Raw genomic sequence first — 22,901 nt, 5'->3', positions numbered from 1 at the left:
ACATGAACTTAAATGGTGCAAGTTCGCAAGCATTAGAAAAATGGTCATCTTTAACAGCAGCGAAGAAATCGGCAGCAGCAGTCATTGGGGTGGCCGTTGTTTTGGCTCTTATATTTCTTTTCCGTGGTGTGGGGCAAACCCAATACACACCTTTATTTACCCAGCTTAACCCCCAAGATGCTTCGGCAGTAGTAGAAAAGTTAAAGGAAGCAGGAGTTAACTATCAATTGGCCGACCAAGGCGGCACTATTCTTGTTCCTGAGCCCCGAGTATATGAACTCCGTTTACAAATGGCCAGTGAAGGAATATTGCCTACCGAAGGAGTCGGCTTTGAATTATTTGACCAAAATAAATTGGGTATGACGGATTTTGAACGTCAACTGAATTTCCAGAGAGCACTTCAGGAAGAATTGCGCCGCACCATCACAGCTATGGAGGAAGTGGAGCAGGCAAGGGTGCATTTGGTGCTCCCGGAACAGAGTGTTTTTGTAGAAGACCAGGAGAATGCTTCTGCTTCAGTAGTCATTAAATTGCAGCCATTGGCTAAGATGACACCAGGGCAGATTAAGGGAATCGTCATGCTGGTAGCCTATAGTGTTGAAAATCTTAAACCGGAAGATGTCCATGTTATCGATATGACTGGCCGAATTTTGTCAGACGAGATTGCCCTGGGCGATGATCAGTCAAGTGTTCCCGGTCGAATGGAACAGCAAGAACTGAAGCGGCAATTTGAAGATGACCTGGAAGACCGCGTTGAAAAGATGCTGGAGCGTATTTTCGGTCCAGGGAAAGCGGTGGCCATGATCAGCGCGGATTTGGATTTTGATCAGCGCCAGGTTACCAGAATCAGCTATGGCGACGATGGTACCGTGAGAAATGAGCATCTAGTAGACGAAGAGACGACATCTACCAACACTTCTGCCGGTGGTGTACCTGGAAGTGACTCTAATGTCAGTACCTATCCAGCTATTGAAAATAATCAAAGCAATACGACCGAGTCTATTAAATCGGATGTTACCCGTCAATATGAGATTGACCAAGAGCAGGAAACAGTAGTAAATGCACCTGGGGCGTTGCAGAGATTGTCCACGGCAGTGACGGTGGACGGGCCTTTGACTGCACAGCAGGAGGCGCAAATAAAAGAGCTGGTAACCACTGCCATCGGTTACTATCCGGATAGGGGTGACCAGATTACCGTGACCAGTATGGCCTTCGATAACAGCCTAGCGGAAGCAGCCCAACAGGAAATGGCAGAGCAAGCCGCAAAAGAAGCGCAGCAGAACCAGATCAAGCAGTACACTACCATCGGTTTGGCGGCACTGGCGTTGATTTTAGCATTTATTATTATCATAGTTATACTTCGTCGGCGGCGTGCAGGGGATGAACTGGATGCAACAATAGAGGAAATAGTGCCTATTCAGGATTTGAGCACAGATCGGGTTGAGCAGCAGCAGACGGAGGGTAAAGACCAGAAGCAAAAACTTCGTCGTATTGTTGAAGAGAAACCAGACGAAGCAGTGGATTTAGTCAAGGCATGGCTTGAAGATAATTAAGGAGTGTGGGTAGTGTGCGGCAGCCTAAAGAATATACCGGATTACAAAAGGCAGCAGTTTTAATGATTACCCTTGGTCCGGAGTTGTCCTCGAAAATCTTAAAAAACTTACCTGAACCTATGATTGAAGAAGTTACTTATGAAATCACCAACATTGGCAGGGTTGACGTTAATTCCCAGCAGAAGGTTTTGGAGGAGTTTTTTCAATTATATGAGGCAAAGGAATATATCATGAATGGGGGCATCAAGTATGCCCGAGAAATGCTGGAAAAGGCGCTAGGCCCGCAAAAGGCCAGTGATATCATAAAAAAACTCATGGCTAATTCGAAAATAAGACCATTTTCCATGATCCGTAAAACCGATCCTAAGCAATTGGTTAGTTTTATCAGAAATGAGCACCCCCAAACTATTGCGCTTATTCTATCGCATTTAGAACCGGACCAAGCATCGGTGGTCCTTGGGGGATTGCCTGAAGAAAGCCAGACGGAGATTGCCAGGCGGGTTGCGGTGATGGAAAGGACCTCGCCGGAAGTTATTAAGGAAATTGAAGGAGTATTGGAAAAGAAATTAGCGTCGTTGGTACAGCAGGATTTCACTGTTGCCGGCGGCATAGCCACACTGGTGGAAATTTTAAACCGTGTAGATAGAGGGACCGAAAAGGTGATTTTAGAGGATCTTGAAGCTCAGGATCACGAACTGGCAGATGAAATCCGTAAGCGGATGTTTGTCTTTGAAGACATCATTAATTTGGATGATGTATCCATCAGGCGAGTTTTGCGGGAAATTGATGTCAAGGATCTTACCTTGGCATTGAAGGGTTCCAGTGACGAAGTCGCTGACAGGATTTTCCGCAATCTTTCCAAACGTGCCGGTGAAATGCTGAAGGAAGACCTTGACTTCATGGGACCGGTGCGTTTAAGAGATGTTGAGGAAGCTCAGCAGCGAGTTGTTAAAAGCATCCGGCAGTTGGATGAAGCAGGGGAAATTATTATATCAAGAGGCGGGGAGGATGCTGTAGTTGTCTAAAGTGCTGAGAAAAATGCCTTTGGACAAGCAAAGGCAGGAAATCAATCTGCGCCGTGACTTTGAACAAGCGGAAACCATAGAGGATTTAGAAGACAGTGCGGAGCAGCAAAAGGCCAATTCAATGGCCGAAATGGAAGTATTGATAAAGGAAGCAAAAGCCCAGGCGCAGCAGATTATTAGTGATGCTGATGCAAAGCGGGAAGAGATATGCCGTGAGGCGCAGCAGCAGGGTTATGAAGAAGGGTTTCAGAAGGGTGTATCTGCCGGGCGCGCCGAAGGGCAGAGACTGAGGTCCGAGGCAGAAGAATTATTAGCACAAGCCAGGAATTGGTATGCTGAATTAATCCAGGAAAGTGAGACCAAGATTATTGAGCTTGCTACAGGCATTGCGTCTAAGCTAGTGCGAGGGGAAATGCAGACCTTTCCGGAACACATAGTATCTGTTGCGCAGGAAGCGATAAGCAGTATTAAAGAGAGCAGTACCTATCTGATATTTGCAAACCCTCAAGATACGGAAATGTTAAGATCCAAGAAGGATTCTCTCATGCAAGAGCTTCCGGAAAATGTCTCGCTTCGTATATTGGCGGATCAATCCATCACCCCTGGTGGGTGTCTGCTTGATACTGATAAAGGCCAAGTGGAGGTTACCATTGAAGGGCAGTTGGATAGATTAAGCAGGATGTTAAGTGGAGAGCACTATGGCAGTTGAAATAGCATGGGAACGTTTAATTCGACAAGTGGAAACAGCGGTACTGGGGGAAATAAGAGGAAAAGTTTCCAAGGTGGTAGGTCTTACAGTGGAGGCAAAAGGCCTGAAGGCCTGCATTGGGGAGATTTGTAATATGTATCCGCCGGGTAATGGCGCGGTAAGGGCTGAAGTGGTTGGTTTCAAGGAGAATGCCACCTTGATGATGCCCTTAGGTCAGTTAGGAGGGGTAGCACCCGGATGTCTGGTGATACCAACCGGGCAACCACTAACAATCGATGTAGGCCCGCATTTATTAGGCCAAGTCGTAGATGGGTTGGGTCAACCCTTGGAGGGCAAGGCATTGCAAGGTGGACAGGGCGGTTCTCTTTACCCTGTAGATAATAACCCGCCAAATCCTCTGACTAGACGGCGAATTGACCGAAAGCTGGAAACTGGTGTGAAAGCAATAGACGGGCTGCTTACCTGCGGCTCCGGCCAAAGAATTGGTATTTTCTCCGGAAGCGGTGTGGGAAAGAGTACGCTGTTGGGAATGATTGCCCGTGAAAGTAGTGCCGACATTAATGTTATTGGCTTAATTGGCGAGCGGGGGAGAGAGGTTCTTGACTTTCTGGAAAAGGATCTGGGTGAAGAAGGATTAAAACGTTCGGTGGTAGTTGTGGCCACTTCGGATCAACCGGCGCTGATTAGAATAAAAGGGGCAATGGTTGCCACGGCTATAGCTGAATATTTTCGGGATCAGGGAAAACAGGTAATGTTAATGATGGATTCGGTTACCCGTTTTGCTATGGCCCAGCGGGAAGTCGGTCTGGCTATTGGGGAACCACCGGCTAGCAGGGGCTATACTCCTTCGGTTTTTGCCTTATTACCTAAATTGTTGGAGCGGTCAGGAAATTCGGCTGTAGGGTCAATTACAGGCCTGTACACCGTACTGGTGGACGCTGATGATATGAACGAGCCTATTGCCGATGCGACCCGGGGGATACTGGATGGACATATTGTCTTGTCACGTAGTATAGCGGCAAAAAACCATTTCCCGGCGATAGATATCTTGGAAAGTGTCAGCAGGTTGATGAATGACATTTGCGATGAAGAACATAAAAGGTTAGCTGGTAGACTGAAGAACTTGTTGGCCACTTATAAACAGTCCGAGGACTTAATCAGCGTGGGTGCTTACCAAAAAGGCTCTAATCCTAATGTGGATGAATCAATAAAATACTATGACCGCATTAATGATTTTCTCAGGCAGGAGATGAATCAAAGTTATTCTGCGGAGGAGACATTAAAAATCCTACAGGAAGCAGTGGTTTAGGTGGTGAAATTTTATGTTTCATTTTAGGTTGCAGAAGGTGTTAGATTATAAGAGTTTCGTAGAAGACGAAAAAAAACTGCGATTAGGTGAGGCGAACCAGATGCGCCTACAGGAAGAAGAGAAACTCGAAGGCTTTAAACAGGAAAAAAGGTCAAATCAGATAAACACTCATGGGAGCATTGATATAGCAGCTTTAAGCCAACGGCATCGGTTTTTGGCTGTGATGGATGAGCGAATTAAGCATCAATACCAGAATTTGCTGCAGGCTGAAGATGCGATCAGGCAGAAACAGACTGAATTAGCGGATGCGGTTAGAGAAAGAAAAGTATTTGATAAAATCAAGGAACGTCGACGGGAACAGTACGAGTACGAGCAGAACCTCAGGGAATTAAAGCTTATGGATGAGGTAGCAACGGCTTCTTTCGTGAGAAGGAAGGGTTGATATAAATATCATGGAAAGGGGGTGAGATAATGAATATTGGCCTCTTGATGGGGCAGACAAACCAGTTTCAGGGTGTATCTCCGCAAGGCTTTGGCTTGACCGGAAATGGCGGGCCGGGAAATGGCCAGACGGCTAACTTTGAAGGGATTTTGGCTCTGCTGGCGATGCGCTTGGCATCGGGTGGTTCCGGGGTTTCCCCAGAAATAGGGCAGCTAGGTATGGATACCGCAGCAATTAAACAGCAGCTACAGGAACTTTTAACTGGGGGTAATCAGCAACTGCAGCAACTGTTAACAACCGACCAACAACAATTTTTACGCATGCTGACTGCCAAAACAGAAGTGCCCTCTGAACTTAGCAAAAAAGGTGTTGATGGAGAAATGTTGGCCGCAGTCTTGGTACTAATTAATTTAGCTGCTACCCAGGTGGGCGAAATAAAACAAAGGGATGTCAAGCCTGAAATAAATAATGCCGGATATCCTCGCGGGTTTACGGAACAACAGTATCTGCGTCTAACATCCGAGCTTGATGGAAATGAAGCAAAGTTTCAGGGGTTATTCTCCAACACTAAGTCGAATGGCAAGCAAGAACAGCTTATGGCAAAAGTTAATCAAGCATTTGACACACTGGGTTTTACTACCCAAGAAATAAACGAATTTTTAATTTCGCTACAGCAGTCAAAGGCAGGAAGTCAGGCTAAACACCAGGGGTTACAGGTTTTAATTGATAAAGTCCAACAACGCCTTGAGGAAACTAACGTCGTTCCCAAGCAAGTTAACGAATTTAGCGCAGTTGCTGAGCACGCTAACGAAACTGGTGCGAATTCACAGCAAACTAGCATGGCCCGGCACAATGAAGAAGCAGCTACGCAGGCCCGGGATGTCACTACTCCTAGGGACTGGTTAGGGCAGAGAGATATCCAGCTAGATGCCCGTGGCCGACAAGGTGAGAGTACTAATCATAATGATGAGGGCAAAGGCGGCAATTTCTCCGACAGGGCGGCAACTGCACAGATTAATAGCCGGGTGGATGTGAACGCGGCAGCAGGTCTTAGCACCGGGGCATCGTTGGAGGTTGCCGGCAGTAAGAACGGTGCCGATGTAATTCAGCAGTTGGTACAGAAGCTTAAGGCAGATGGAACTGCCGGAAAGTCTGAAGTGAAAGTGCAGTTAAAGCCTGAACTTTTAGGGAAGGTGTCACTAAAGGTGGAGCTGACGAATAACGGGATATCAGCCAAAATTATGGTGGAAAATCAAGCAGTGAAGCATATCATCCAGCAGAATTTGCCCCAATTAAAGGATGCCATGCAACAGCAGGGTATCAAGGTGGACCAAGCGGAGGTATACCTCGGCGGCAGTGGTCAAGGAGCTCAGTTTCAGTTTAATGGGGGAAGACAGCAATTTCGCTATGCTGGGCAATCCAGTTACCCTGACGCGTCCTACCTAAAGGACGAAACAGAGGGACAAGAAACTCTAGCGTCTAACTTGGTTACCAGTAGGGTTGATTATCTGGCTTGAAAGGTGGTGTAAAGCATGGAAGTGAGAAATACAGTAACGGATGCATCGAACACGAATAGCCAAAGCAGCAGCGCTAACAAACAAGATAACAACATGGGAAAAGATGAATTTCTACAACTACTGGTGGCGCAGCTCAAGGCGCAGGACCCGATGGAACCGATGAAGGATAAGGAATTTATCGCGCAGATGGCACAGTTTAGCTCTCTTGAGCAAATGAAAAATATTGGCCAGGGTTTTGAACAATTGAATAGTGTCTTGACCCAATTTGTGCAAAGGGAAAGCAGTGACCAAAGCAGTGCATATGCCAATGCAGTTAACTTGTTGGGTAAGGAAGTAACCGGGATTGATAATTCGGGGGAATTGCTGACCGGTATCGTCACGGGCGTGTCCATAAATAATGGCGAACCTAAAGTATACGTTGGTGATGCAAGCATGCACTGGCAAAATATCTTTGAAATCATGCTCCCGCCGGACGAGGATGCAATTGAGCCGGATCAGGGTAATGGAGGTGAAACCGTTGACGGGCAAGGTCAATCTGCAGCAGCCGCTGACAACTCCGATACAACCGGGCAAGCAGACAGCACAAAGTAGCAAGGCCCAACAGCAACCTAACGGCCCTTCGTTTTCGGAAGTACTGCAGCGTAATATTGATACGGGCGGAGTGCAGTTTTCGCAGCATGCACAGCAACGTTTAACACGGAGAAGTATTGATCTCAGTCCGCAGCAATTAGCACAGTTAAACCAGGCGGTGGAAAAAGCGGCACAAAAAGGAGCCAAAGAATCACTGGTCTTGATGAATGATGTAGCGTTTATCGTCAGTGTAAAGAATCGTACCGTAGTGACGGCGGTGGATGGACACAACGTAAAAGAGAATGTTTTCACCAATATTGATAGTGCGGTGATAATTTAATGGGCTGGACCTCTGAGAGGAAGCCCCGGCTGTTGACCGATAGATACAGCCAAGAGCAGTAAAAATACTTATGGGTGCAAAAGGAGGTTAATTTTTATGTTAAGGTCTTTGTATTCAGGAATCTCCGGTCTAAAGGCGCATCAGGTGCGTATGGACGTGATTGGTAACAATATTGCCAATGTTAATACATTAGGTTTTAAAAAAAGCAGGGTGACATTTCAGGACTTATTTAGCCAGACTTTACGTGGTGCATCTCGCCCCAATGATGACCAGGGCGGCTCTAATCCTTTACAGGTAGGGTTGGGAACAAGCGTCGGCAGCATCGATAAAATCATGGAACAGGGTAATTTGCAGCCCACTGGAAAGTCAACGGACTTAGCCATAGATGGTGAAGGTTTTTTCGTCCTGACCAATGCTAATGGTGACGAAGTTTTCTCGCGGCTGGGGGCATTTGACTTTGATGCCACTGGTACATTTGTCAATTCAGATGGGTTAAAGGTACAGGGATATGTGGCGGATCCTGCTACGGGTACCATCAGTAAGACTTTGGGGGATATTGTAATTCCCAGGGACCTTTATCTAGACCCCAAGTCCACAACAGAACTAAACTATGTGAATAATCTAGACAGTTCAGCAGCTGTTGGTACGTCGAGGACAGTTACAAAAGCGGTATATGATTCTGAAGGACAGGCCCATAAAATAGACATGACCTATACAAAGGTGGCCGACAACGAGTGGCGCTATACCGTGGGCTTAGCAAAAGATGACCCCTTAGTGCAAAAGTATCTTGGTCAGTATTATCCTAACTTCGATACTCTTTCTACCGAGGCGCAGCAGATTGCCATTGAGGCAGCACAGGTGAATACCTTTGAGCCAGATGCCACCACTGCGTATATCGGTAAGGCCAGAGCCACCCTTGATGTTCCACCGGCGCAGGCATCAGAAAAAATCATGGGAGGGGATCTGATTGTTACTGCGGTTGACGGAGGTCCTCTAGGCGATGATATTTCGATGGAGTTCGTTAAAGCTGATGGAAATGATGCAAATACCTCCGTTGAGGTAAAGGGAAATAATGTGGTAGTGCACTTAGGGACTGATGCCAGCGGCGCGCTTGATCCCAGCATCACCATCGATGAAATAGTTAACAGAATTGCGCTTAGTCCAGCATCGGCATTGATTTCTGCTCAGGCCGCTGCCGGAGCGGGTGGGACTGCTCCTTCTATTGTGGCACCCACATATCTTAAAGGCGGGGCAGAATCTGTACCTCTAAACGTAACTGCCGTAGACGCCGGTCTGCCGGCCAATAATTACTCAGTAATAATGAAAGAAGTTACCACTCCCAGCCAGCCATTAACTGTTACGGTTACTGGTGATCAAATAATGGTTAGTTTAGAGACAGATGGGAATGGCAGAACCATAAGTACTTTGCAGGAGGTCGTTTCTGCCATCAATGGTGACCCTACTGCTTCAACGATGGTGGAAACAAGTATTGACCAAAGTTACAATCAATACTTGGCAGGGAAGGTAGGGGAAACCCAGCTGCAGGGAGGTTTCCCTCAGGGGTTGGAAATTAAGGCAGACTTTCCTGGCGTTGGCGGTAACGATATTTCGATTGAGATCGTTCCGGGTACAACCGCTGATACTACTGCCACGACAAATGGTAAAGAAATCATGGTTACTCTAGGTACTGCGAATAATACGTTAGCCGATGTGGTCAACGCGTTAAACAGCAACCCTGATACAGCGATTTTGGTTGATGCTTATGTAGACCCTGCGGTAAGCGGTAACCCGGCTTCTACTGTGGGCGCTACTAATTTAGTGGGCGGAACTAATTCAATAAATAGTCCCAGAACAGGAAGCTTGATTTTTGATACTGCTGGTCAGATAGACGAGGCGGCTACCAGCCGGGCAAATTTAGCCGGAAGTGATAACTTAGCAAAAAGTTTTAGCTTTGATCCCATCAATCCCGATGCCGGACCGGTAACTATTACCCCGGATTTTTCGGCATTGACTCAGTTTTCTTCCGAATTTACTGTAGTGGCACGGGGACAGGATGGTAACCCTGCCAGCACGATTAATGACCTCACGGTAGAAAAGGATGGGACTATCATTGGTGATTTTGTCGGCGGATACCGTAAAGTTTTAGGTAAAGTTGCCATGGCGGGTTTTACAAACCCGGCTGGCTTAGACAGTATTGGTGGAGGGCTGTACGCTGCCAGCGGCAACTCTGGTGACCCGGATGTAGGCGGGGCTCAGACATTAGGTAGAGGATCAGTAATGTCCAATGCTTTAGAAATGTCCAACGTGGACCTAGCAGAAGAATTCACTAATATGATTACCACTCAGAGAGGTTTTCAGGCTAATTCCAGAACCATTACAACATCTGATGAATTGCTTCAGGAATTGGTTAATCTCAAGCGGTAGAGATGAAGCATTATAGTAAGAACTGGTAAGAAGGAGCCGCTATACGGCTTCTTCTCCCCCATGGGGAGAGTTTTTCTCGATTGTGTCACAGAAGACAGGAGGTTGGGGAACGGATGCGATTGGATTTAATGACAGTAGTAGGGATTTTGGCGGGAATGGCTGTGGTTATTGCGGGTATTGCCACCAGCGGCAGCTTGATGTTGTTTTGGAACCTTCCATCTGTCTTAATTACTGTATGCGGTTCTTTTACGGCTCTGCTGATAAAGTTTAATTTTGATCAAATCAAAAAGGTTCTTGTCACAACGAAAATGGCATTTACCACGTCTCCAACAGAACGCACTGAGCTTGTAGAGCGGTTTTCTTGGCTGGCAAAAAAGGCAAGAAGAGAAGGTTTGCTGGCTTTGGAGGATGAGATTAATGAGGAAGAAGATCTGTTTTTTGCTAAGGGAATGCAAATGATGGTGGACGCCATGGAGCCCGAACTGATCAGAGAAATACTTGAAACAGATATCAGCCAAACCCAAAGAAGGCATGAATTGGGGCAGGATGTATTTAATACCTGGGCGCTGCTAGCACCTGCTTTCGGCATGATTGGTACATTGATTGGACTTATCCAGATGCTGTCAAAATTAGACGATCCCAGTGCATTGGGGCCCAGCATGGCAGTTGCCTTGTTGACAACTTTTTATGGTGCGCTTTTGGCCAACCTTATTTTCATCCCTATCGTCGGCAAGTTAGGACTTAAGAGTGACGAGGAACTGTTGGGCAAAAAAATAATCATTGAAGGAATAATAGGAATTCAGTCGGGAATGAATCCTAGGATATTAGATGAGAAGTTGAAGGCGTTTCTGCCGCCGGATGCGCGGAATGCTGAAGGAACTCAGGAAGGAGGGCCGGCCATAAATGCCGCGGGATAAAAAAAAGGATGAAGGTGCGCCCGCATGGATGGTTACTTATTCCGACTTGATGACATTGCTGTTGGTGTTTTTCGTACTAATCTATTCTTTTTCCATCGTCGATGTTCAGAAATTCAAGGCTTTTATGGCTTCCTTTCAGGGTGTCGGCATCCTAGATACAGGGGCACAGCCGTTGGATAATAATAGTCCAAATCAGAATGAAAGTATGGAAATAGAACATGAAATAGGTGATATCAGTAAAGGAGCGAAGCTCCTGGAAGTATATTCGGTTATCGAAACTTTTCTTACGGAAAATGGTTTGGAAGAGTTTATAGCGGCCAGTTATGAGGAGCAGGGAGTAACCCTTGATATCAAGGAAAAGGTTCTTTTTGACTCAGGTAAAGCTGATTTGAAGCCTGGAGCGGAGGTTATTTTGGCGCAACTTGCCACACTTCTTGACGACCTGCCCAATCAAATTACCGTGGAAGGGCATACAGATAACCGTCCTATTACTACACTGCAGTTTCCATCTAACTGGGAGTTATCTGCGGCACGCTCAGCACGAGTTGTACGCTTTTTTGTCGAGAGACACGGTATGGATGCACATAAATTTGTGGTAGTTGGCTTCGGTCAGTTTAATCCCATAGCTTCAAACAAGAATGAGGAAGGCCGAGCCAAAAATAGAAGGGTACTAATTGTTATCAATTCCCAAGATATTTATGCCAGTGGGGGGGCTGAAAAGTGAGTCAAAAAGGCAAGGAAGAAACTGAAGCTAACGGTAAGATATTTACATTGAAACGAATTGTGCTGGGAGTATTGTTGTTGGCATTTATTTTTGCTGCTATGGCTGCCCAAACTTACTATATTACTTCGCGTCAGAATTCGAATTCAGACGGAAAGCCTAGTAAAGTGACCGAAGAGCTTATGAAATACGAATTAGAACCATTTACGGTTAACTTACATGATTTAAATTTCCGCCGCTTTCTTAGAGCCACCATAACGGTGGAATACACATCCAAGGATACCGGGAAAGAACTCGAAGAAAAGGGCCACCGTATTCGGGACCAAATTATTACCATTCTTCAAAGTAAAGATATAGCATCCCTAAATAATTCAGATAAGGTTGCTACTTTACGAGAAGAATTAACCTCTGCTATAAACAGCTTGTTGAATAATGACATTAAAGGCATCTATTTTCAGGATTTCATCATCCAGTAGATTCCTGGGCGCTAAATTTAGGGGTGATAAATCATGTCAAGAAACATTACTGAAGACGACATCCGGGTAATATTAGAGGACAGCGGTGGAGGGGGCTTGGCAGTTAAAAAAGCTAAGTTTCTTCCGCTAAAAGAAACTCCACCGCGACAACGCCCATTGGATATCGGTTTTCTTTGGGACATAAACATGGAAATGTCAGTGGAACTGGGAGAAGTCACTAAAACTGTTCGGGATATCTTAAATATGCAAAGCGGCTCAATCTTATCACTGAACCGCTTAGCTGGAGAACATGTAGAAATTAGCCTCGGCGGTATTAGTTTTGCCCGCGGTGAAGTGGTGGTTATAAATGATGTATTGGCAGTACGCATAAATTCGCTAAAGAATTCGGAGCCTGACCATGATTGATTTTTGGGTAGCACTGGTCCGTCTAATTGTCGCATTACCGTTGGTTTTAGGTTTAATCTATCTTTTTTTAAAATTTGGCATGGGTAAAAGGAATAGGTCTGCGTCAGGTTCTCTGCAGGTTGTGGACCAAATATTAGTCGGCGCAAAATCACGTTTAGTGGTAGTTAGAGCCAAAGAAAGTTTTATGCTCCTGGCAGTAAGCGAGAGTGATATTAAAGTTTTAAAAGAATTTTCCGAGTATCCTGTGGTAGAGCCAGTTGCTGGTCAACACCCTGCTTATTTAGATAAGATCTTGAATAAATATCGTCAGTGGCAGGGAGGGGATAGGGATGAAAGTTAAGGCGTTTTCATTCTCTCTGATGACAATGCTGCTGTTGCTTTTTTCACAAAATCCCGCGTTTGCAGCACCGGTGCCAATACCTGATATCAACCTTAACATTGGCCAAAGCACTGACCCGCAGCAGGTAGTAGACAGCCTTCGTATTTTAGTTTTATTAACAGTTCTAGCCCTGGTCCCCGCCATCTTGGTTATGATGACTTCCTTTACGCGCATTGTAATAGTATTATCTTTTGTTCGAAATGCTCTTGCTACCCAGCAAACACCGCCAAATCAAGTGTTGGTCGGGTTAGCCCTGTTTCTAACATTTTTTACCATGATGCCGGTTTACCAGGATATTAACGCAAATGCGATTGAACCGTATTTGGCTGAGGAAATACCGCAGGAACAGGCTTTGGAGGCTGCAGGTAAACCTCTTAGGGAGTTTATGTTAAAACAAACCAGGGAGAAGGACTTAGCGTTATTTTTAAGTGTTTCTAAGCAGGAAAGGCCGTTGAACAAAGATGGGGTGCAGTTATCTGCCCTGATACCGGCATTCGTGATTAGTGAATTAAAAACCGCTTTCCAAATGGGATTTATGATTTTTATACCGTTCTTAGTTATTGATATGGTGGTTGCCAGCATTTTAATGTCCATGGGGATGTTTATGCTGCCACCGGTAATGATCTCGCTGCCTTTTAAGTTGTTGTTGTTTGTGATGGTGGACGGATGGTATTTAGTAGTAAAAGCGTTATTGAACAGTTTTTGACGGGGAGGGAAACTTTTTGAGCCAAGAATTTGTGATACATCTGGCGAGAGAAACATTGACCACCACATTATTATTGGCAGCACCGGCCTTGTTATTTGGTATGCTGGTAGGTTTAATAATCAGCGTTCTACAGGCCACTACGCAAATTCAGGAACAAACCCTTACCTTTGTGCCGAAAATCGTTGTGGTAATGCTTACAATATTGGTCTTTGGGTCTTGGATGTTAAATATACTTGTCGTATTTACCCAGAATATTTTCAATGATTTGAGCACGCTTGTTCGATAGAGGGGGAGCATATGGTTGACTTCCAAGAATTGATTGGCTGGCTGTTGGTTTTCACGCGACTAAGTGCTTTTGTCGTTACTGCCCCATTTTTCTCTATTAAGGGCATACCTTCTCTGGTTAAAATTGGTTTAGCAGTTTTATTGACGGTTATTATCGGCCCTTTCGTCCCGATGGATATTATACCTGTAAGTATGCTCGGTTTGGTATTTCTGATTGCTAAGGAAGTAGTTGTTGGCTTACTACTTGGCTTTACTGCTGGTTTGATTTTCCAAGCAATAAAGATTGGTGGTGAGTTAATAGACATACAGATGGGTTTTGCAATGGCCAGTTTATTTGATCCAATCAGCAATACAAGGGTCACCTTGATCGGTCAGTTTCAGTACTATTATGCCATATTACTCTACTTGGTCTTGAATGGACATCATAGCTTGATTTTGGCCATAGTCAGGAGTTTCCAACTTGTCCCGCTCGGGTCAGCAATGCTCTCGGGCATATTGGCCCAGCATTTCATAAGTATTTTTCTTGGGATGTTTGCAGTAGCTTTTAAAATTGCGGCACCGGTTATTGCAGTGTTAATAATAAGTGACATATCGCTGGGACTGGTGGCGAGAACTGTGCCCCAACTGAATGTGTTTATGTTAGGTTTCCCTATTAAAGCGGCATTAGGTATGCTGGTGGTGGCATTGCTGCTGCCGCTGCTTGCCGGGATAGTGACGGACTTAATGACTCAAATTGAAAAGGATTTGCTTATAGTAATGGAGAGTCTCTCGTGAGTGAACTAGCCGGTTTGAAGAGGGAATTTGATTTACAGCTTTTCAATCAGGAAAAAACAGAAGATGCAACACCAAAACGTAAGAGGGAAGCCAGAGAAAAGGGCCAGGTGGCTAAAAGCGCTGACGTCAACGCAGCAGTTATCATGCTGGTAATTATAGTAACATTATATTGGTTAAAGAATTTTTATCTGGATGAGTTTAGCAGGTTAATAGTCTTTTTTATTGACGGTGGAGTTGGTTGGAACTTATCTGAGGAAAATTTCAAAGTTATTGTGCAGGAAAGCATTTTTGCTATTGCCAAACTTCTCGGACCAATTCTAGTAGTTGCTGTCGTAGCAGCAAGTATCAGTAATTTCAGTCAAGTGGGTTTTCTGGTGGCCCCTGAGGCAATCAAACCAAAGCTGGAGAACATAAGTCCACTAAAAGGATTTAAAAAGATTTTCTCAATTAAATCTTTGGTTGAATTGGTTAAGTCTTTGCTTAAAGTTTCGATTGTAGGATTTACCTCCTACTACATGGTAAGAGGTAATTTTACGGAGCTGCTGCTTACTATTGAAGCAAATGCCCGGGGAGTTTACTTTATCGTCCTTTCAATCATTTTTAAAGTGGCTATTACAGCTGTGGTAATTTTTTCAGTGATAGCGGTCTTGGATTATATTTTCCAAAGACACGAATTCAATAAACAATTACGTATGTCAAAGCAAGACGTCAAAGAAGAATTCAAACAAACTGAAGGTGATCCTCAATTAAAGTCCAAGATCAAAGAAAAACAGCGGGAGTTGGCGACCAAGCGTATGATGCAGGATATTCCCGATAGTACGGTGATTATTACTAACCCTACTCACTTGGCAATAGCATTAAAGTACGAGGTCGAGCAAATGGATGCACCCAGAGTGGTAGCCAAAGGAGCGGACCTAATTGCTCAAAAAATTCGCGAGGTGGCTGCAGAGCACGATATTCCCATAATTGAGAATAAAGAGGTCGCCTGGATGTTATATGAGAATGTGGAGATCGGCGGTGAGGTACCTGCGGATTTGTATCAAGCAGTAGCCGAAATTCTGGTAATGCTATACCGTCTAAAAGAAAAAGGTAAACTCTAATCATTTTAGTATAAAGGAGAATTTTAATGGCAACACCTCATAGCCGTTCGAATATGGTTTTCAAGCAAATAGCTGCGAATAACGATGTCCTCATTGCCGCCATGGTAATCGCGATAGTGATTATTATTGTGTTGCCCATTCCGCCTGCTTTATTAGACATCCTACTGGTGATTAATCTGACCATTAGTTTGGTAATTATGTTAACTACTATGTTCACAACTCAACCACTGCAGTTTTCGGTTTTCCCGTCACTGTTACTGGTAATGACCCTATTCAGGCTGTCATTGAATATAAGTTCTACCAAATTGATATTGAACTATGCTCGGGCCGGAGACGTTATTAAGGCTTTCGGTGACTTCGTAGTAGGCGGGAATTATGTGGTAGGGTTTATTGTATTCATTATTATCACAGTTATTCAATTCGTTGTTATTACTAATGGTGCAGGGCGTGTAGCTGAAGTGGCAGCGCGCTTTACATTAGATGCTATGCCCGGTAAGCAGATGAGTATAGATGCAGATTTAAATGCTGGACTGATTACTGAGCAAGAGGCAAAAGACCAGCGTAAAAGATTACAGCGAGAAGCGGACTTTTTCGGCGCCATGGATGGTGCCAGTAAATTCGTGAAAGGGGATGCAATTGCAGGTATTGTAATTGCCTTAGTCAATATTCTAGGTGGTTTTGTTATTGGTGCGTGGCAGTTGAATTTAACATTGATTGAAGCATTACAAACATACACAATTTTGACAGTAGGTGATGGCTTAGTTTCTCAAATTCCTGCACTTTTGATTTCCACCGGCACCGGTATTTTAGTTACTAGGGCGGGAAGCGACCAAAGTTTTGGCAGTGATTTAGCCTCCCAGTTGACGGGCTTTCCTAAGGTTATTGCATTGGTTGCGGCACTGCTTTTAGTGCTTGGTTTAATTCCCGGACTGCCTACGATGCCTTTCGTTATCCTTGCTGTTGGGGCGGGTTATGCAGCTTACCTATTATTTTCAGAGGAAAGGCAGCTGGAGGAAATAGGAAAGGAAAAGGAAATGATTGACGCCAAAAAAATTGCTCGCCAGCCAGAGAATGTAGTTTCCCTACTGCAGGTTGACCCGTTAGAGGTGGAGATTGGTTATCAATTGATACCACTTACTGATGAAAAACAAGGTGGGGACCTTTTGGACCGCCTGGCAGCAGTGAGACGGCAGTGTGCTATGGAACTAGGAATTCTGGTTCGGCCTATTCGCATTCGAGACAACTTGCAACTAACCCCAAATCAATATGTCCTTAAAATCAGGGGTGTGGAGGTAGCCCAAGGGGATGTAATGCCTGGCTACCACTTAGCAATGAATCCAGGGAATGATGACGTTAAGATAGAGGGAATTGAGACTACAGAACCAACATTTGGACTTGCTGCATGGTGGATAACAGAGCAAAAGAAGGAGGAAGCAGAAATAAAAGGGTATACCGTGGTTGATGCCGATACCGTATTGATCACCCACTTGACGGAATTTATTAAATCTCATGCGCACGAACTGATGGGGAGGCAGGAAGTTAAGGAACTTCTGGATATGGTTAAAGAAAGTACCCCGGCGTTGATAGAAGATTTGGTACCTGATTTGATAAATCATGGAGAAATACAGAAAGTACTGCAAAATTTATTAAAAGAACAAATACCTGTGCGTGATATGGTGGGAATTCTCGAATGTATAGCTGATCATGCGGGACGCAGCAAGGATATTGATTATTTGACAGAAGTAGTTCGCCAATCCTTGAGCAGGGTAATTTCCCAGTTATATACCCATAACGGTAAACTAAATGTATTAACTTTAGACCATTCTTTGGAGGAATTGCTAGTGAATTCAATCCAGCAGACCCAAGAAGGAATGTATCCGATAGTAGACCCACAGACGACACAACGTATTTTTGATAACTTATCAACAAAATTCCAACAGGTAAACTTTGGCGATAATCCACCGATTGTATTATGTTCGGCTCGCAGCCGACTGGCTTTTCGCCGTTTGATAGAAAGATATATGCCAAACTTGGTGGTGCTTTCTCTTAACGAACTCACGCCAAACTTGGACGTAATAGCGGTGGGGGTGATTGAGCTTAATGAAAATTAAACGATATATCGTGCGTAATATGCATGAAGGGTTTTCAGTGATTCGCCAGGATTTAGGGCCTGATGCAATTATAATTAGCAGCAAAAAGGTTAGAGATGAGGGTCTATTAGGGCTATTTAGACCAAAGAAGTTGGAAGTAACAGCAGCGATTACTAAACAAACTGAGCAGGTTGAGCAGAGCCAAGAAAAAGAAGAGCGTGTCATGTCACAGAAACAAGATAGATTGGAGACGGAACTGGCGGAAATGAAACAAATGCTTGTCAACTTGGCTGCCACTAATAGCAGCGTTTCAGTACGCCAGGATAAATGGGAAGAAATCTTATTATCCTTGGAGATAGAGCCGCACTTAGCGGCGCAGTTGGCAGAAAAACTAAAACAGGCCAATGGGGAAACTGCCGACGATATGATCGAGCAGCTTCTGGCGCAAATTACGCCGATGCTGGATAAGAAGAAAGAAATTAACAATAAGATAATTGCATTTGTGGGGCCTACCGGAGTAGGGAAGACCACTACCATTGCAAAATTGGCGGCCCAATATGTCCTCCACCATGGCCAGAAGGTGGCCTTGGCAACTATTGACACATATCGCATTGGCGCTGTCGAGCAGCTTAAAACTTATAGTGAGATAATTGGGATACCCATTGAAGTAGCGATGACTCCTCACGAACTCAAGAAAATAATTACCAATCATAGTGATAAAGACGTTATCCTGGTGGATACTGCCGGGCGCTCTTCTAAAAATACTATGCAGGTTATGGAATTACGCAACTTTCTTGAACAGATAAAACCTGCGGAAGTTTGTCTGGTATTAAGCTGTACAACCAGGGCTAAGGATTTATTACGAATTGTGGAGGATTTTAGACAGGTTGATTATACAAGCTTAATATTTACTAAAGTGGATGAAACCGAAACCCTGGGTTCAATTTTAAATATTGTCCAGCACACCGACCTACCCGTAAGATACATAGCTAATGGTCAAAATGTTCCTGATGATATTGAAGCGGTAGAACCGCAAAGGTTGGCAAGATTAATTTTGGAGGCTGTAAAAGATGCGTGACCAAGCATATAATCTCAGGAAATTAGCCAGCAGCAAGATCATCAAGAAACGGGCAGAAAAAACAAATGTAACCAACAGTGGTTTTCGGGTTATCGCTGTTACCAGCGGCAAAGGCGGAGTGGGTAAAACCAATGTTGTAGTAAATACGGCCATTAGCCTAGCTAAAACTGGTAAGAAAGTAGTTATTTTCGATGCTGATTTAGGACTGGCTAATATAGATGTCCTTATGGGGTTAATTCCGAAACATACTTTATATGAAGTTGTCCGGGGTGAGAAAGAATTGGAAGAGGTCGTTTTGACGGGACCTCATGATATCAGGATAATTCCGGGTGGCTCGGGTATCCAGGAACTGGCTGATCTGGATTACTATCAACGCGAAAGGCTTATAACCGGCCTGCGTTCATTTGCGGTTGATACAGATTACTTAATTATTGATACGGGAGCAGGCATCTCCCGGAATGTACTAAGTTTCGTTAGTGCCGCGGATAAAGTGCTTGTTGTTCTGAATCCGGAACCGACGGCTATCACTGATGCGTATGGTGTAATCAAGATCCTTTCCAAATACGGTCTGCACCAGGAAGTCGAGCTGATTATCAATCGTGCATCTGGAGCAAGTGAAGCTGACTTCACAACAGAAAGAATTAAAAAAGTTGCATCAGAATTCTTAAAAATCAAAGTAAAACAACTGGGCTACATAGCAGAAGACCCGGCTGTGGGAAAAGCAGTAAGAAAACAACAACCGTTTATTACACTGTACCCTCATGCTAAGGCTTCGATTAATATCGAAGCAATCAGTCAAAGGCTGCTTGGGAGAAACTATGTTCAAGCTAAGGGTGTAGATGGGTTTATTAATAAGTTAAGGCGTTTATTTGGTTAGGGCATGTGACACCTGTTCAGTAGAAGGGGGTGAGCCTCATTATTAAAGTAAACCAGCAGATTGAGATAAGTATATATAATGAAGAAGGTAATATATATAAAAGCCTTGTTCAGGGGGTAGGGGATAGAACTTTTAGTATCCAAACTCCTACTAAGATGGGTAGAACTTTGTTTCTTCGCCGGGGCGATAATGTCAAAGTATCTTACTTTGACCAAGAAGGCCGTTACTTTTTCGACAGTGTAATTGTTGGCCGATCCCGTGAAGATAACGTTCCCTTATACCGCCTGCAAATACCCGATCAAATGCAGCGGGTGCAAAAAAGAAATTTCGTGCGGGTGGACATAATCACGGAAATAAAATACCAAAAGCTGGTGGCTGAAAAAAATGGCGGTGATATTATAGAGGATGGCCCTGTACGACGGGCTTCTACCCTTGACTTGAGTGGTGGTGGAATTAAGTTTATTAGCAAGGAAAAATTGCAGAAACATAGCTTAGTGTCAATAGAGATAAAGGTATCTGATTGGAGTAAAAAAGAGAAATGCATCAAGGCGCTGGCCAAAGTTTTACGAGTGGCGCAATCCGAAATTCAACGCGGGGAATGGATAGTGGGTGCTTCTTTTGAACAAATAAACGAGCGGGACAGGGATATGCTTATCAGCTATATTTTTAGGAAGGATTTAAAAAGGCGCCAACTCGTACCTGATCGGAGGAAATAGAGATGGGATACCCTCATGCCAAGCTGTGGGATGCGTATTTTCAGGGTGAAAAAGATTTACGCGGAAAATTGATTGAGACTTACTTACCTTTGGTTAAAAAGGTGGTTGGACGTCTGCAAGTAGCCATCCCTAAAATTATGGATGAACAAGATTTAACTGGCTTTGGTGTTTTGGGTCTAATGGATGCCATGGACAAGTTTGATCCTTCCCGTGGCATAAACTTTGAAGCTTATGCAGCTCATAGAATCCGCGGATCGATTATTGATGAAATAAGAAAAAACTACTGGGTGCCTCGTTCGGTAATGGAAAAAATTGATAAGATCCAAAAGACCGCAGCAGTATTGGAGCAGAAACTCAAAAGAGAAGTCAGCGAAGAAGAAGTAGCATTGGAATTGGGCATGTCCGCTGGTGAAATCTACCGAATTACTGCACAAATAAATTATCTTTCGTTAACCCATTTGGAAGAAATGCTTTTTGACGAAGGGAATCAAGAGTTGAAGGATATAATTCCTGATCCTGCTTCAGCACCGGAGCAGTTAATAGAAAATAAAATACAATTAGAGATGTTAAGCGAGGCATTAAGGAAATTACCAGAGCGGGAAAAATTGGTGCTATCGCTGTATTATTACGAGGAACTGACTTTGAAAGAGATAGGGCTAGTGTTGGAGGTAAGTGAATCCAGGATATCTCAGCTTCATTCCCGGGCAATTTCGAAGCTTCGTTCAGTGATTGTGGAGGATGGTTTATGATGGGATGGCTTTTTATTTTACTTGGCGGCGTAATTATAGCTTTTTCGATACCGGAAATAGTTAAGGACCACCAAACCAACCAAAATACCGATGTTGTTGAATTACAGGATAAATTTCAGCTGGCGCTACAGGAAAAAGAAAGCTTAGAATACCGATTGCGACAGGATAGCGACTACGATGAAATACATAATAGTTTAGCTTTGTTGACCCATAATTTAAATCTCATGCAGCAAAGGTTCGACCAATTCGATGAGACCATTAAAAAACTAGCAAACAGCAAAGAGTTATCATTTGAGCAAGTCATGAATGATATGAACCAATTGACTTTGTTTGACGATATCTATATAGATTATGACCAGGGCAAAAGTATTACTGAAATTGCAAGGGAATATAAGCGGGGAAAGGGGGAGATAGAATTAATTCTCTCTCTAAGAAAATAAAAATGGCTCTGAAACAAAATATTCAAATTTTATTCGGTATAGGTATTGGGTTAGTTTTAAGCGGCACATTAGTGATGCTATTTCCGGGCTCTGAGCCTACAGAAATGGAGGTAATCGCTGCTGCAAGGAACCTAGGAATGGTATTTAAGGACGAAGTAGTGATCTATAAAGAACCAAATAAGTCAGAAGTTTTGACAGTAGATGAAAAGGGCACCAGCCAAATGAAATCAGCAAAAAATGAAGGAAGCAAAAATGACGGTGCTATTTTACCTGAAAATGAAAGTGATCAGAGTAGTGAAAAGCAGTCTGAGAAGGTAACGAAGGCGGAAGATGTTGTGAGGGTAACCATTCCACGCGGCAGTAATTTGACAGAAGTTGCAGATATTTTAGAAGATGCAGGCGCAATTACATCAGCAAAGTTTCTTGAGCGGGCAGACAAAAGGAAAGTCAGTCAAAAAATAATTGCCGGTACTTATAATTTGGTTAAAGGCAGTGATGTTGATACAATAATTGACTTGTTAACCACACAATAAGGAGGGATTCTGTTGTTCAGAGGACTTTATGCCGCCACTACCGGGATGGTTACTCAGCAAATTAAGCAGGAAGGCATCTCAAATAATTTGGTTAATGCCAATACCCCCGGATACAAACGGGATGATACGGTCTTAAAAGCCTTTCCTGAGGTAATGTTGGCCGAGGTTGGCAAAGGGCATGCAGACAAAATTGGTACCATTACCCAGGGTGCTTTAGTTGACGAAAGGGTTACCATTCAGCAACCGGGTGCGTTGGAGGAGACCGGCCGTAATTTGGATTTGGCCATAGTGGGGAACGGGTATTTTACAGTTGACACTCCGTCCGGTTTAAGATACACCAAGAACGGGCATTTCCAGCTGAATAATGACGGATACTTGGTAACGGAAGAAGGCTATGATGTGTTGGGGGAAGACGGCAGAATTAAGTTGGATTCTAAAGAGTTCGCTGTAGACGATCAAGGTAATTTGATGATTGACGGCAATCAGGAGGCACGCTTAAGGGTAACAACATTTCACAACCCCAACAGCCTTCTAAAAGAGAAGGATGTCTTGTTTAGACCCACTGAGGCTACCATTATTGATGATGATGTGCGTTATTTGGTTAGGCAAAAGATGTTGGAAAAATCAAATGTTAATTTGGTCAAAGAAATGGTAAACCTGATGTCAGGGATCCGTGCTTTCGAATCAAACCAGCGAATAATTCAGGCGTATGACCAGATGCTGGGTAAAAGTGCTTCTGAAATTGGTAGGATTGATTAAACGGGGG

26 protein-coding genes are annotated in these 22,901 nt (G+C 44.1%); all 26 read left to right on the top strand.

Going from position 1 to position 22,901, the window contains the following annotated elements:
- The first annotated feature begins 2 nt into the window (after positions 1-2).
- On the top strand, positions 3-1,553 hold the full coding sequence (gene fliF, locus MFMK1_RS17680) for a flagellar basal-body MS-ring/collar protein FliF (RefSeq protein WP_366922995.1): 1,551 nt from the start codon (positions 3-5) through the stop codon (positions 1,551-1,553).
- A gap of 62 nt (positions 1,554-1,615) precedes the next feature.
- Positions 1,616-2,578, top strand: a complete 963-nt coding sequence (fliG, locus tag MFMK1_RS17675) for a flagellar motor switch protein FliG (protein ID WP_366924975.1) — start codon at positions 1,616-1,618, stop codon at positions 2,576-2,578.
- A 1-nt stretch (position 2,579) separates the two neighbouring features.
- The gene (locus tag MFMK1_RS17670; protein WP_366924974.1) at positions 2,580-3,287 is read left to right on the top strand and encodes a FliH/SctL family protein; all 708 of its coding nucleotides are present in this window, start codon (positions 2,580-2,582) and stop codon (positions 3,285-3,287) included.
- Positions 3,277-4,596 carry a flagellar protein export ATPase FliI gene (gene fliI / locus MFMK1_RS17665; protein WP_366922994.1) on the top strand — a complete coding sequence of 440 codons (1,320 nt, stop codon included), beginning with the start codon at positions 3,277-3,279 and terminating at the stop codon, positions 4,594-4,596. The genes MFMK1_RS17670 and fliI overlap by 11 nt, the downstream gene beginning before the upstream one ends.
- A gap of 13 nt (positions 4,597-4,609) precedes the next feature.
- Positions 4,610-5,038: a flagellar export protein FliJ gene (gene fliJ / locus MFMK1_RS17660; RefSeq protein WP_366922993.1), complete on the top strand. Its 429-nt coding sequence runs from the start codon at positions 4,610-4,612 to the stop codon at positions 5,036-5,038.
- Positions 5,039-5,067: 29 nt separating this feature from the next.
- Positions 5,068-6,555, top strand: coding sequence for a flagellar hook-length control protein FliK (locus tag MFMK1_RS17655; protein WP_366922992.1), 1,488 nt, complete (start codon positions 5,068-5,070; stop codon positions 6,553-6,555).
- A 15-nt stretch (positions 6,556-6,570) separates the two neighbouring features.
- Complete coding sequence (locus MFMK1_RS17650; protein ID WP_366922991.1) at positions 6,571-7,146, top strand: flagellar hook capping FlgD N-terminal domain-containing protein; 576 nt, start codon at positions 6,571-6,573, stop codon at positions 7,144-7,146.
- Entirely contained in the window at positions 7,073-7,465 is a 393-nt protein-coding gene (locus tag MFMK1_RS17645; RefSeq protein WP_366922990.1) for a TIGR02530 family flagellar biosynthesis protein, read from the top strand. Before MFMK1_RS17650 ends, MFMK1_RS17645 begins: the two co-directional genes overlap by 74 nt.
- 96 nt (positions 7,466-7,561) lie before the next feature.
- Positions 7,562-9,889 (top strand): flagellar hook-basal body complex protein, encoded by a 2,328-nt coding sequence (locus tag MFMK1_RS17640; RefSeq protein ID WP_366922989.1) that lies wholly within the window; start codon positions 7,562-7,564, stop codon positions 9,887-9,889.
- 113 nt (positions 9,890-10,002) lie between these two features.
- A complete protein-coding gene (locus MFMK1_RS17635) occupies positions 10,003-10,806 on the top strand; it encodes a motility protein A (protein WP_366922988.1) in 804 nt (267 codons plus the stop codon).
- Positions 10,793-11,530, top strand: a complete 738-nt coding sequence (locus MFMK1_RS17630; protein WP_366922987.1) for a flagellar motor protein MotB — start codon at positions 10,793-10,795, stop codon at positions 11,528-11,530. The genes MFMK1_RS17635 and MFMK1_RS17630 overlap by 14 nt, the downstream gene beginning before the upstream one ends.
- Positions 11,527-12,003 carry a flagellar basal body-associated FliL family protein gene (locus MFMK1_RS17625; protein WP_366922986.1) on the top strand — a complete coding sequence of 159 codons (477 nt, stop codon included), beginning with the start codon at positions 11,527-11,529 and terminating at the stop codon, positions 12,001-12,003. Before MFMK1_RS17630 ends, MFMK1_RS17625 begins: the two co-directional genes overlap by 4 nt.
- A 33-nt stretch (positions 12,004-12,036) precedes the next feature.
- Positions 12,037-12,408, top strand: a complete 372-nt coding sequence (locus tag MFMK1_RS17620) for a FliM/FliN family flagellar motor switch protein (RefSeq protein ID WP_366922985.1) — start codon at positions 12,037-12,039, stop codon at positions 12,406-12,408.
- The gene (locus MFMK1_RS17615) at positions 12,401-12,748 is read left to right on the top strand and encodes a FliO/MopB family protein (RefSeq protein ID WP_366922984.1); all 348 of its coding nucleotides are present in this window, start codon (positions 12,401-12,403) and stop codon (positions 12,746-12,748) included. Before MFMK1_RS17620 ends, MFMK1_RS17615 begins: the two co-directional genes overlap by 8 nt.
- Positions 12,738-13,493: a flagellar type III secretion system pore protein FliP gene (gene fliP, locus MFMK1_RS17610; RefSeq protein ID WP_366922983.1), complete on the top strand. Its 756-nt coding sequence runs from the start codon at positions 12,738-12,740 to the stop codon at positions 13,491-13,493. Before MFMK1_RS17615 ends, fliP begins: the two co-directional genes overlap by 11 nt.
- 16 nt (positions 13,494-13,509) lie before the next feature.
- The gene (fliQ, locus tag MFMK1_RS17605) at positions 13,510-13,779 is read left to right on the top strand and encodes a flagellar biosynthesis protein FliQ (RefSeq protein WP_366922982.1); all 270 of its coding nucleotides are present in this window, start codon (positions 13,510-13,512) and stop codon (positions 13,777-13,779) included.
- 11 nt (positions 13,780-13,790) lie between these two features.
- Positions 13,791-14,552 carry a flagellar biosynthetic protein FliR gene (gene fliR / locus MFMK1_RS17600; protein WP_366922981.1) on the top strand — a complete coding sequence of 254 codons (762 nt, stop codon included), beginning with the start codon at positions 13,791-13,793 and terminating at the stop codon, positions 14,550-14,552.
- Positions 14,549-15,652, top strand: coding sequence for a flagellar biosynthesis protein FlhB (flhB, locus tag MFMK1_RS17595; RefSeq protein WP_366922980.1), 1,104 nt, complete (start codon positions 14,549-14,551; stop codon positions 15,650-15,652). The genes fliR and flhB overlap by 4 nt, the downstream gene beginning before the upstream one ends.
- A gap of 26 nt (positions 15,653-15,678) precedes the next feature.
- A complete protein-coding gene (flhA, locus tag MFMK1_RS17590) occupies positions 15,679-17,763 on the top strand; it encodes a flagellar biosynthesis protein FlhA (RefSeq protein ID WP_366922979.1) in 2,085 nt (694 codons plus the stop codon).
- The gene (flhF, locus tag MFMK1_RS17585; RefSeq protein ID WP_366922978.1) at positions 17,753-18,820 is read left to right on the top strand and encodes a flagellar biosynthesis GTPase FlhF; all 1,068 of its coding nucleotides are present in this window, start codon (positions 17,753-17,755) and stop codon (positions 18,818-18,820) included. Before flhA ends, flhF begins: the two co-directional genes overlap by 11 nt.
- On the top strand, positions 18,813-19,697 hold the full coding sequence (locus MFMK1_RS17580) for a MinD/ParA family protein (protein ID WP_366922977.1): 885 nt from the start codon (positions 18,813-18,815) through the stop codon (positions 19,695-19,697). Before flhF ends, MFMK1_RS17580 begins: the two co-directional genes overlap by 8 nt.
- Before the next feature lie 29 nt (positions 19,698-19,726).
- Positions 19,727-20,413, top strand: a complete 687-nt coding sequence (locus tag MFMK1_RS17575; RefSeq protein WP_366922976.1) for a flagellar brake protein — start codon at positions 19,727-19,729, stop codon at positions 20,411-20,413.
- Positions 20,414-20,415: 2 nt separating this feature from the next.
- Positions 20,416-21,162: a sigma-70 family RNA polymerase sigma factor gene (locus MFMK1_RS17570; protein WP_366922975.1), complete on the top strand. Its 747-nt coding sequence runs from the start codon at positions 20,416-20,418 to the stop codon at positions 21,160-21,162.
- Positions 21,159-21,602: a hypothetical protein gene (locus MFMK1_RS17565; RefSeq protein WP_366922974.1), complete on the top strand. Its 444-nt coding sequence runs from the start codon at positions 21,159-21,161 to the stop codon at positions 21,600-21,602. The genes MFMK1_RS17570 and MFMK1_RS17565 overlap by 4 nt, the downstream gene beginning before the upstream one ends.
- Positions 21,603-21,604: 2 nt before the next feature.
- On the top strand, positions 21,605-22,135 hold the full coding sequence (locus MFMK1_RS17560) for a hypothetical protein (RefSeq protein ID WP_366922973.1): 531 nt from the start codon (positions 21,605-21,607) through the stop codon (positions 22,133-22,135).
- A gap of 12 nt (positions 22,136-22,147) precedes the next feature.
- Positions 22,148-22,894, top strand: coding sequence for a flagellar basal-body rod protein FlgF (flgF, locus tag MFMK1_RS17555; protein ID WP_366922972.1), 747 nt, complete (start codon positions 22,148-22,150; stop codon positions 22,892-22,894).
- Positions 22,895-22,901 lie beyond the last annotated feature (7 nt).

The sequence above is a fragment of the Metallumcola ferriviriculae genome (assembly GCF_035573695.1).
GTDB lineage: Bacteria > Bacillota > JADQBR01 > JADQBR01 > JADQBR01 > Metallumcola > Metallumcola ferriviriculae.
Note: the sequence above shows the minus strand (reverse complement) of the source record. Positions and strands in the feature narration are given on the sequence as shown.

Bases quoted from the DNA above. Each gene is read 5' to 3' on its own strand.
- fliF (WP_366922995.1), top strand. From the start codon at position 3: ATGAACTTAAATGGTGCAAGTTCGCAAGCATTAGAAAAATGGTCATCT.
- MFMK1_RS17640 (WP_366922989.1), top strand. From the start codon at position 7,562: ATGTTAAGGTCTTTGTATTCAGGAATCTCCGGTCTAAAGGCGCATCAG.
- fliG (WP_366924975.1), top strand. From the start codon at position 1,616: ATGATTACCCTTGGTCCGGAGTTGTCCTCGAAAATCTTAAAAAACTTA.
- MFMK1_RS17560 (WP_366922973.1), top strand. From the start codon at position 21,605: ATGGCTCTGAAACAAAATATTCAAATTTTATTCGGTATAGGTATTGGG.
- MFMK1_RS17650 (WP_366922991.1), top strand. From the start codon at position 6,571: ATGGAAGTGAGAAATACAGTAACGGATGCATCGAACACGAATAGCCAA.
- MFMK1_RS17655 (WP_366922992.1), top strand. From the start codon at position 5,068: ATGAATATTGGCCTCTTGATGGGGCAGACAAACCAGTTTCAGGGTGTA.
- MFMK1_RS17620 (WP_366922985.1), top strand. From the start codon at position 12,037: ATGTCAAGAAACATTACTGAAGACGACATCCGGGTAATATTAGAGGAC.
- MFMK1_RS17615 (WP_366922984.1), top strand. From the start codon at position 12,401: ATGATTGATTTTTGGGTAGCACTGGTCCGTCTAATTGTCGCATTACCG.
- fliP (WP_366922983.1), top strand. From the start codon at position 12,738: ATGAAAGTTAAGGCGTTTTCATTCTCTCTGATGACAATGCTGCTGTTG.
- flhA (WP_366922979.1), top strand. From the start codon at position 15,679: ATGGCAACACCTCATAGCCGTTCGAATATGGTTTTCAAGCAAATAGCT.
- MFMK1_RS17580 (WP_366922977.1), top strand. From the start codon at position 18,813: ATGCGTGACCAAGCATATAATCTCAGGAAATTAGCCAGCAGCAAGATC.
- fliI (WP_366922994.1), top strand. From the start codon at position 3,277: ATGGCAGTTGAAATAGCATGGGAACGTTTAATTCGACAAGTGGAAACA.
- fliJ (WP_366922993.1), top strand. From the start codon at position 4,610: ATGTTTCATTTTAGGTTGCAGAAGGTGTTAGATTATAAGAGTTTCGTA.
- flhF (WP_366922978.1), top strand. From the start codon at position 17,753: ATGAAAATTAAACGATATATCGTGCGTAATATGCATGAAGGGTTTTCA.
- MFMK1_RS17630 (WP_366922987.1), top strand. From the start codon at position 10,793: ATGCCGCGGGATAAAAAAAAGGATGAAGGTGCGCCCGCATGGATGGTT.
- fliR (WP_366922981.1), top strand. From the start codon at position 13,791: ATGGTTGACTTCCAAGAATTGATTGGCTGGCTGTTGGTTTTCACGCGA.
- MFMK1_RS17635 (WP_366922988.1), top strand. From the start codon at position 10,003: ATGCGATTGGATTTAATGACAGTAGTAGGGATTTTGGCGGGAATGGCT.
- MFMK1_RS17570 (WP_366922975.1), top strand. From the start codon at position 20,416: ATGGGATACCCTCATGCCAAGCTGTGGGATGCGTATTTTCAGGGTGAA.
- MFMK1_RS17565 (WP_366922974.1), top strand. From the start codon at position 21,159: ATGATGGGATGGCTTTTTATTTTACTTGGCGGCGTAATTATAGCTTTT.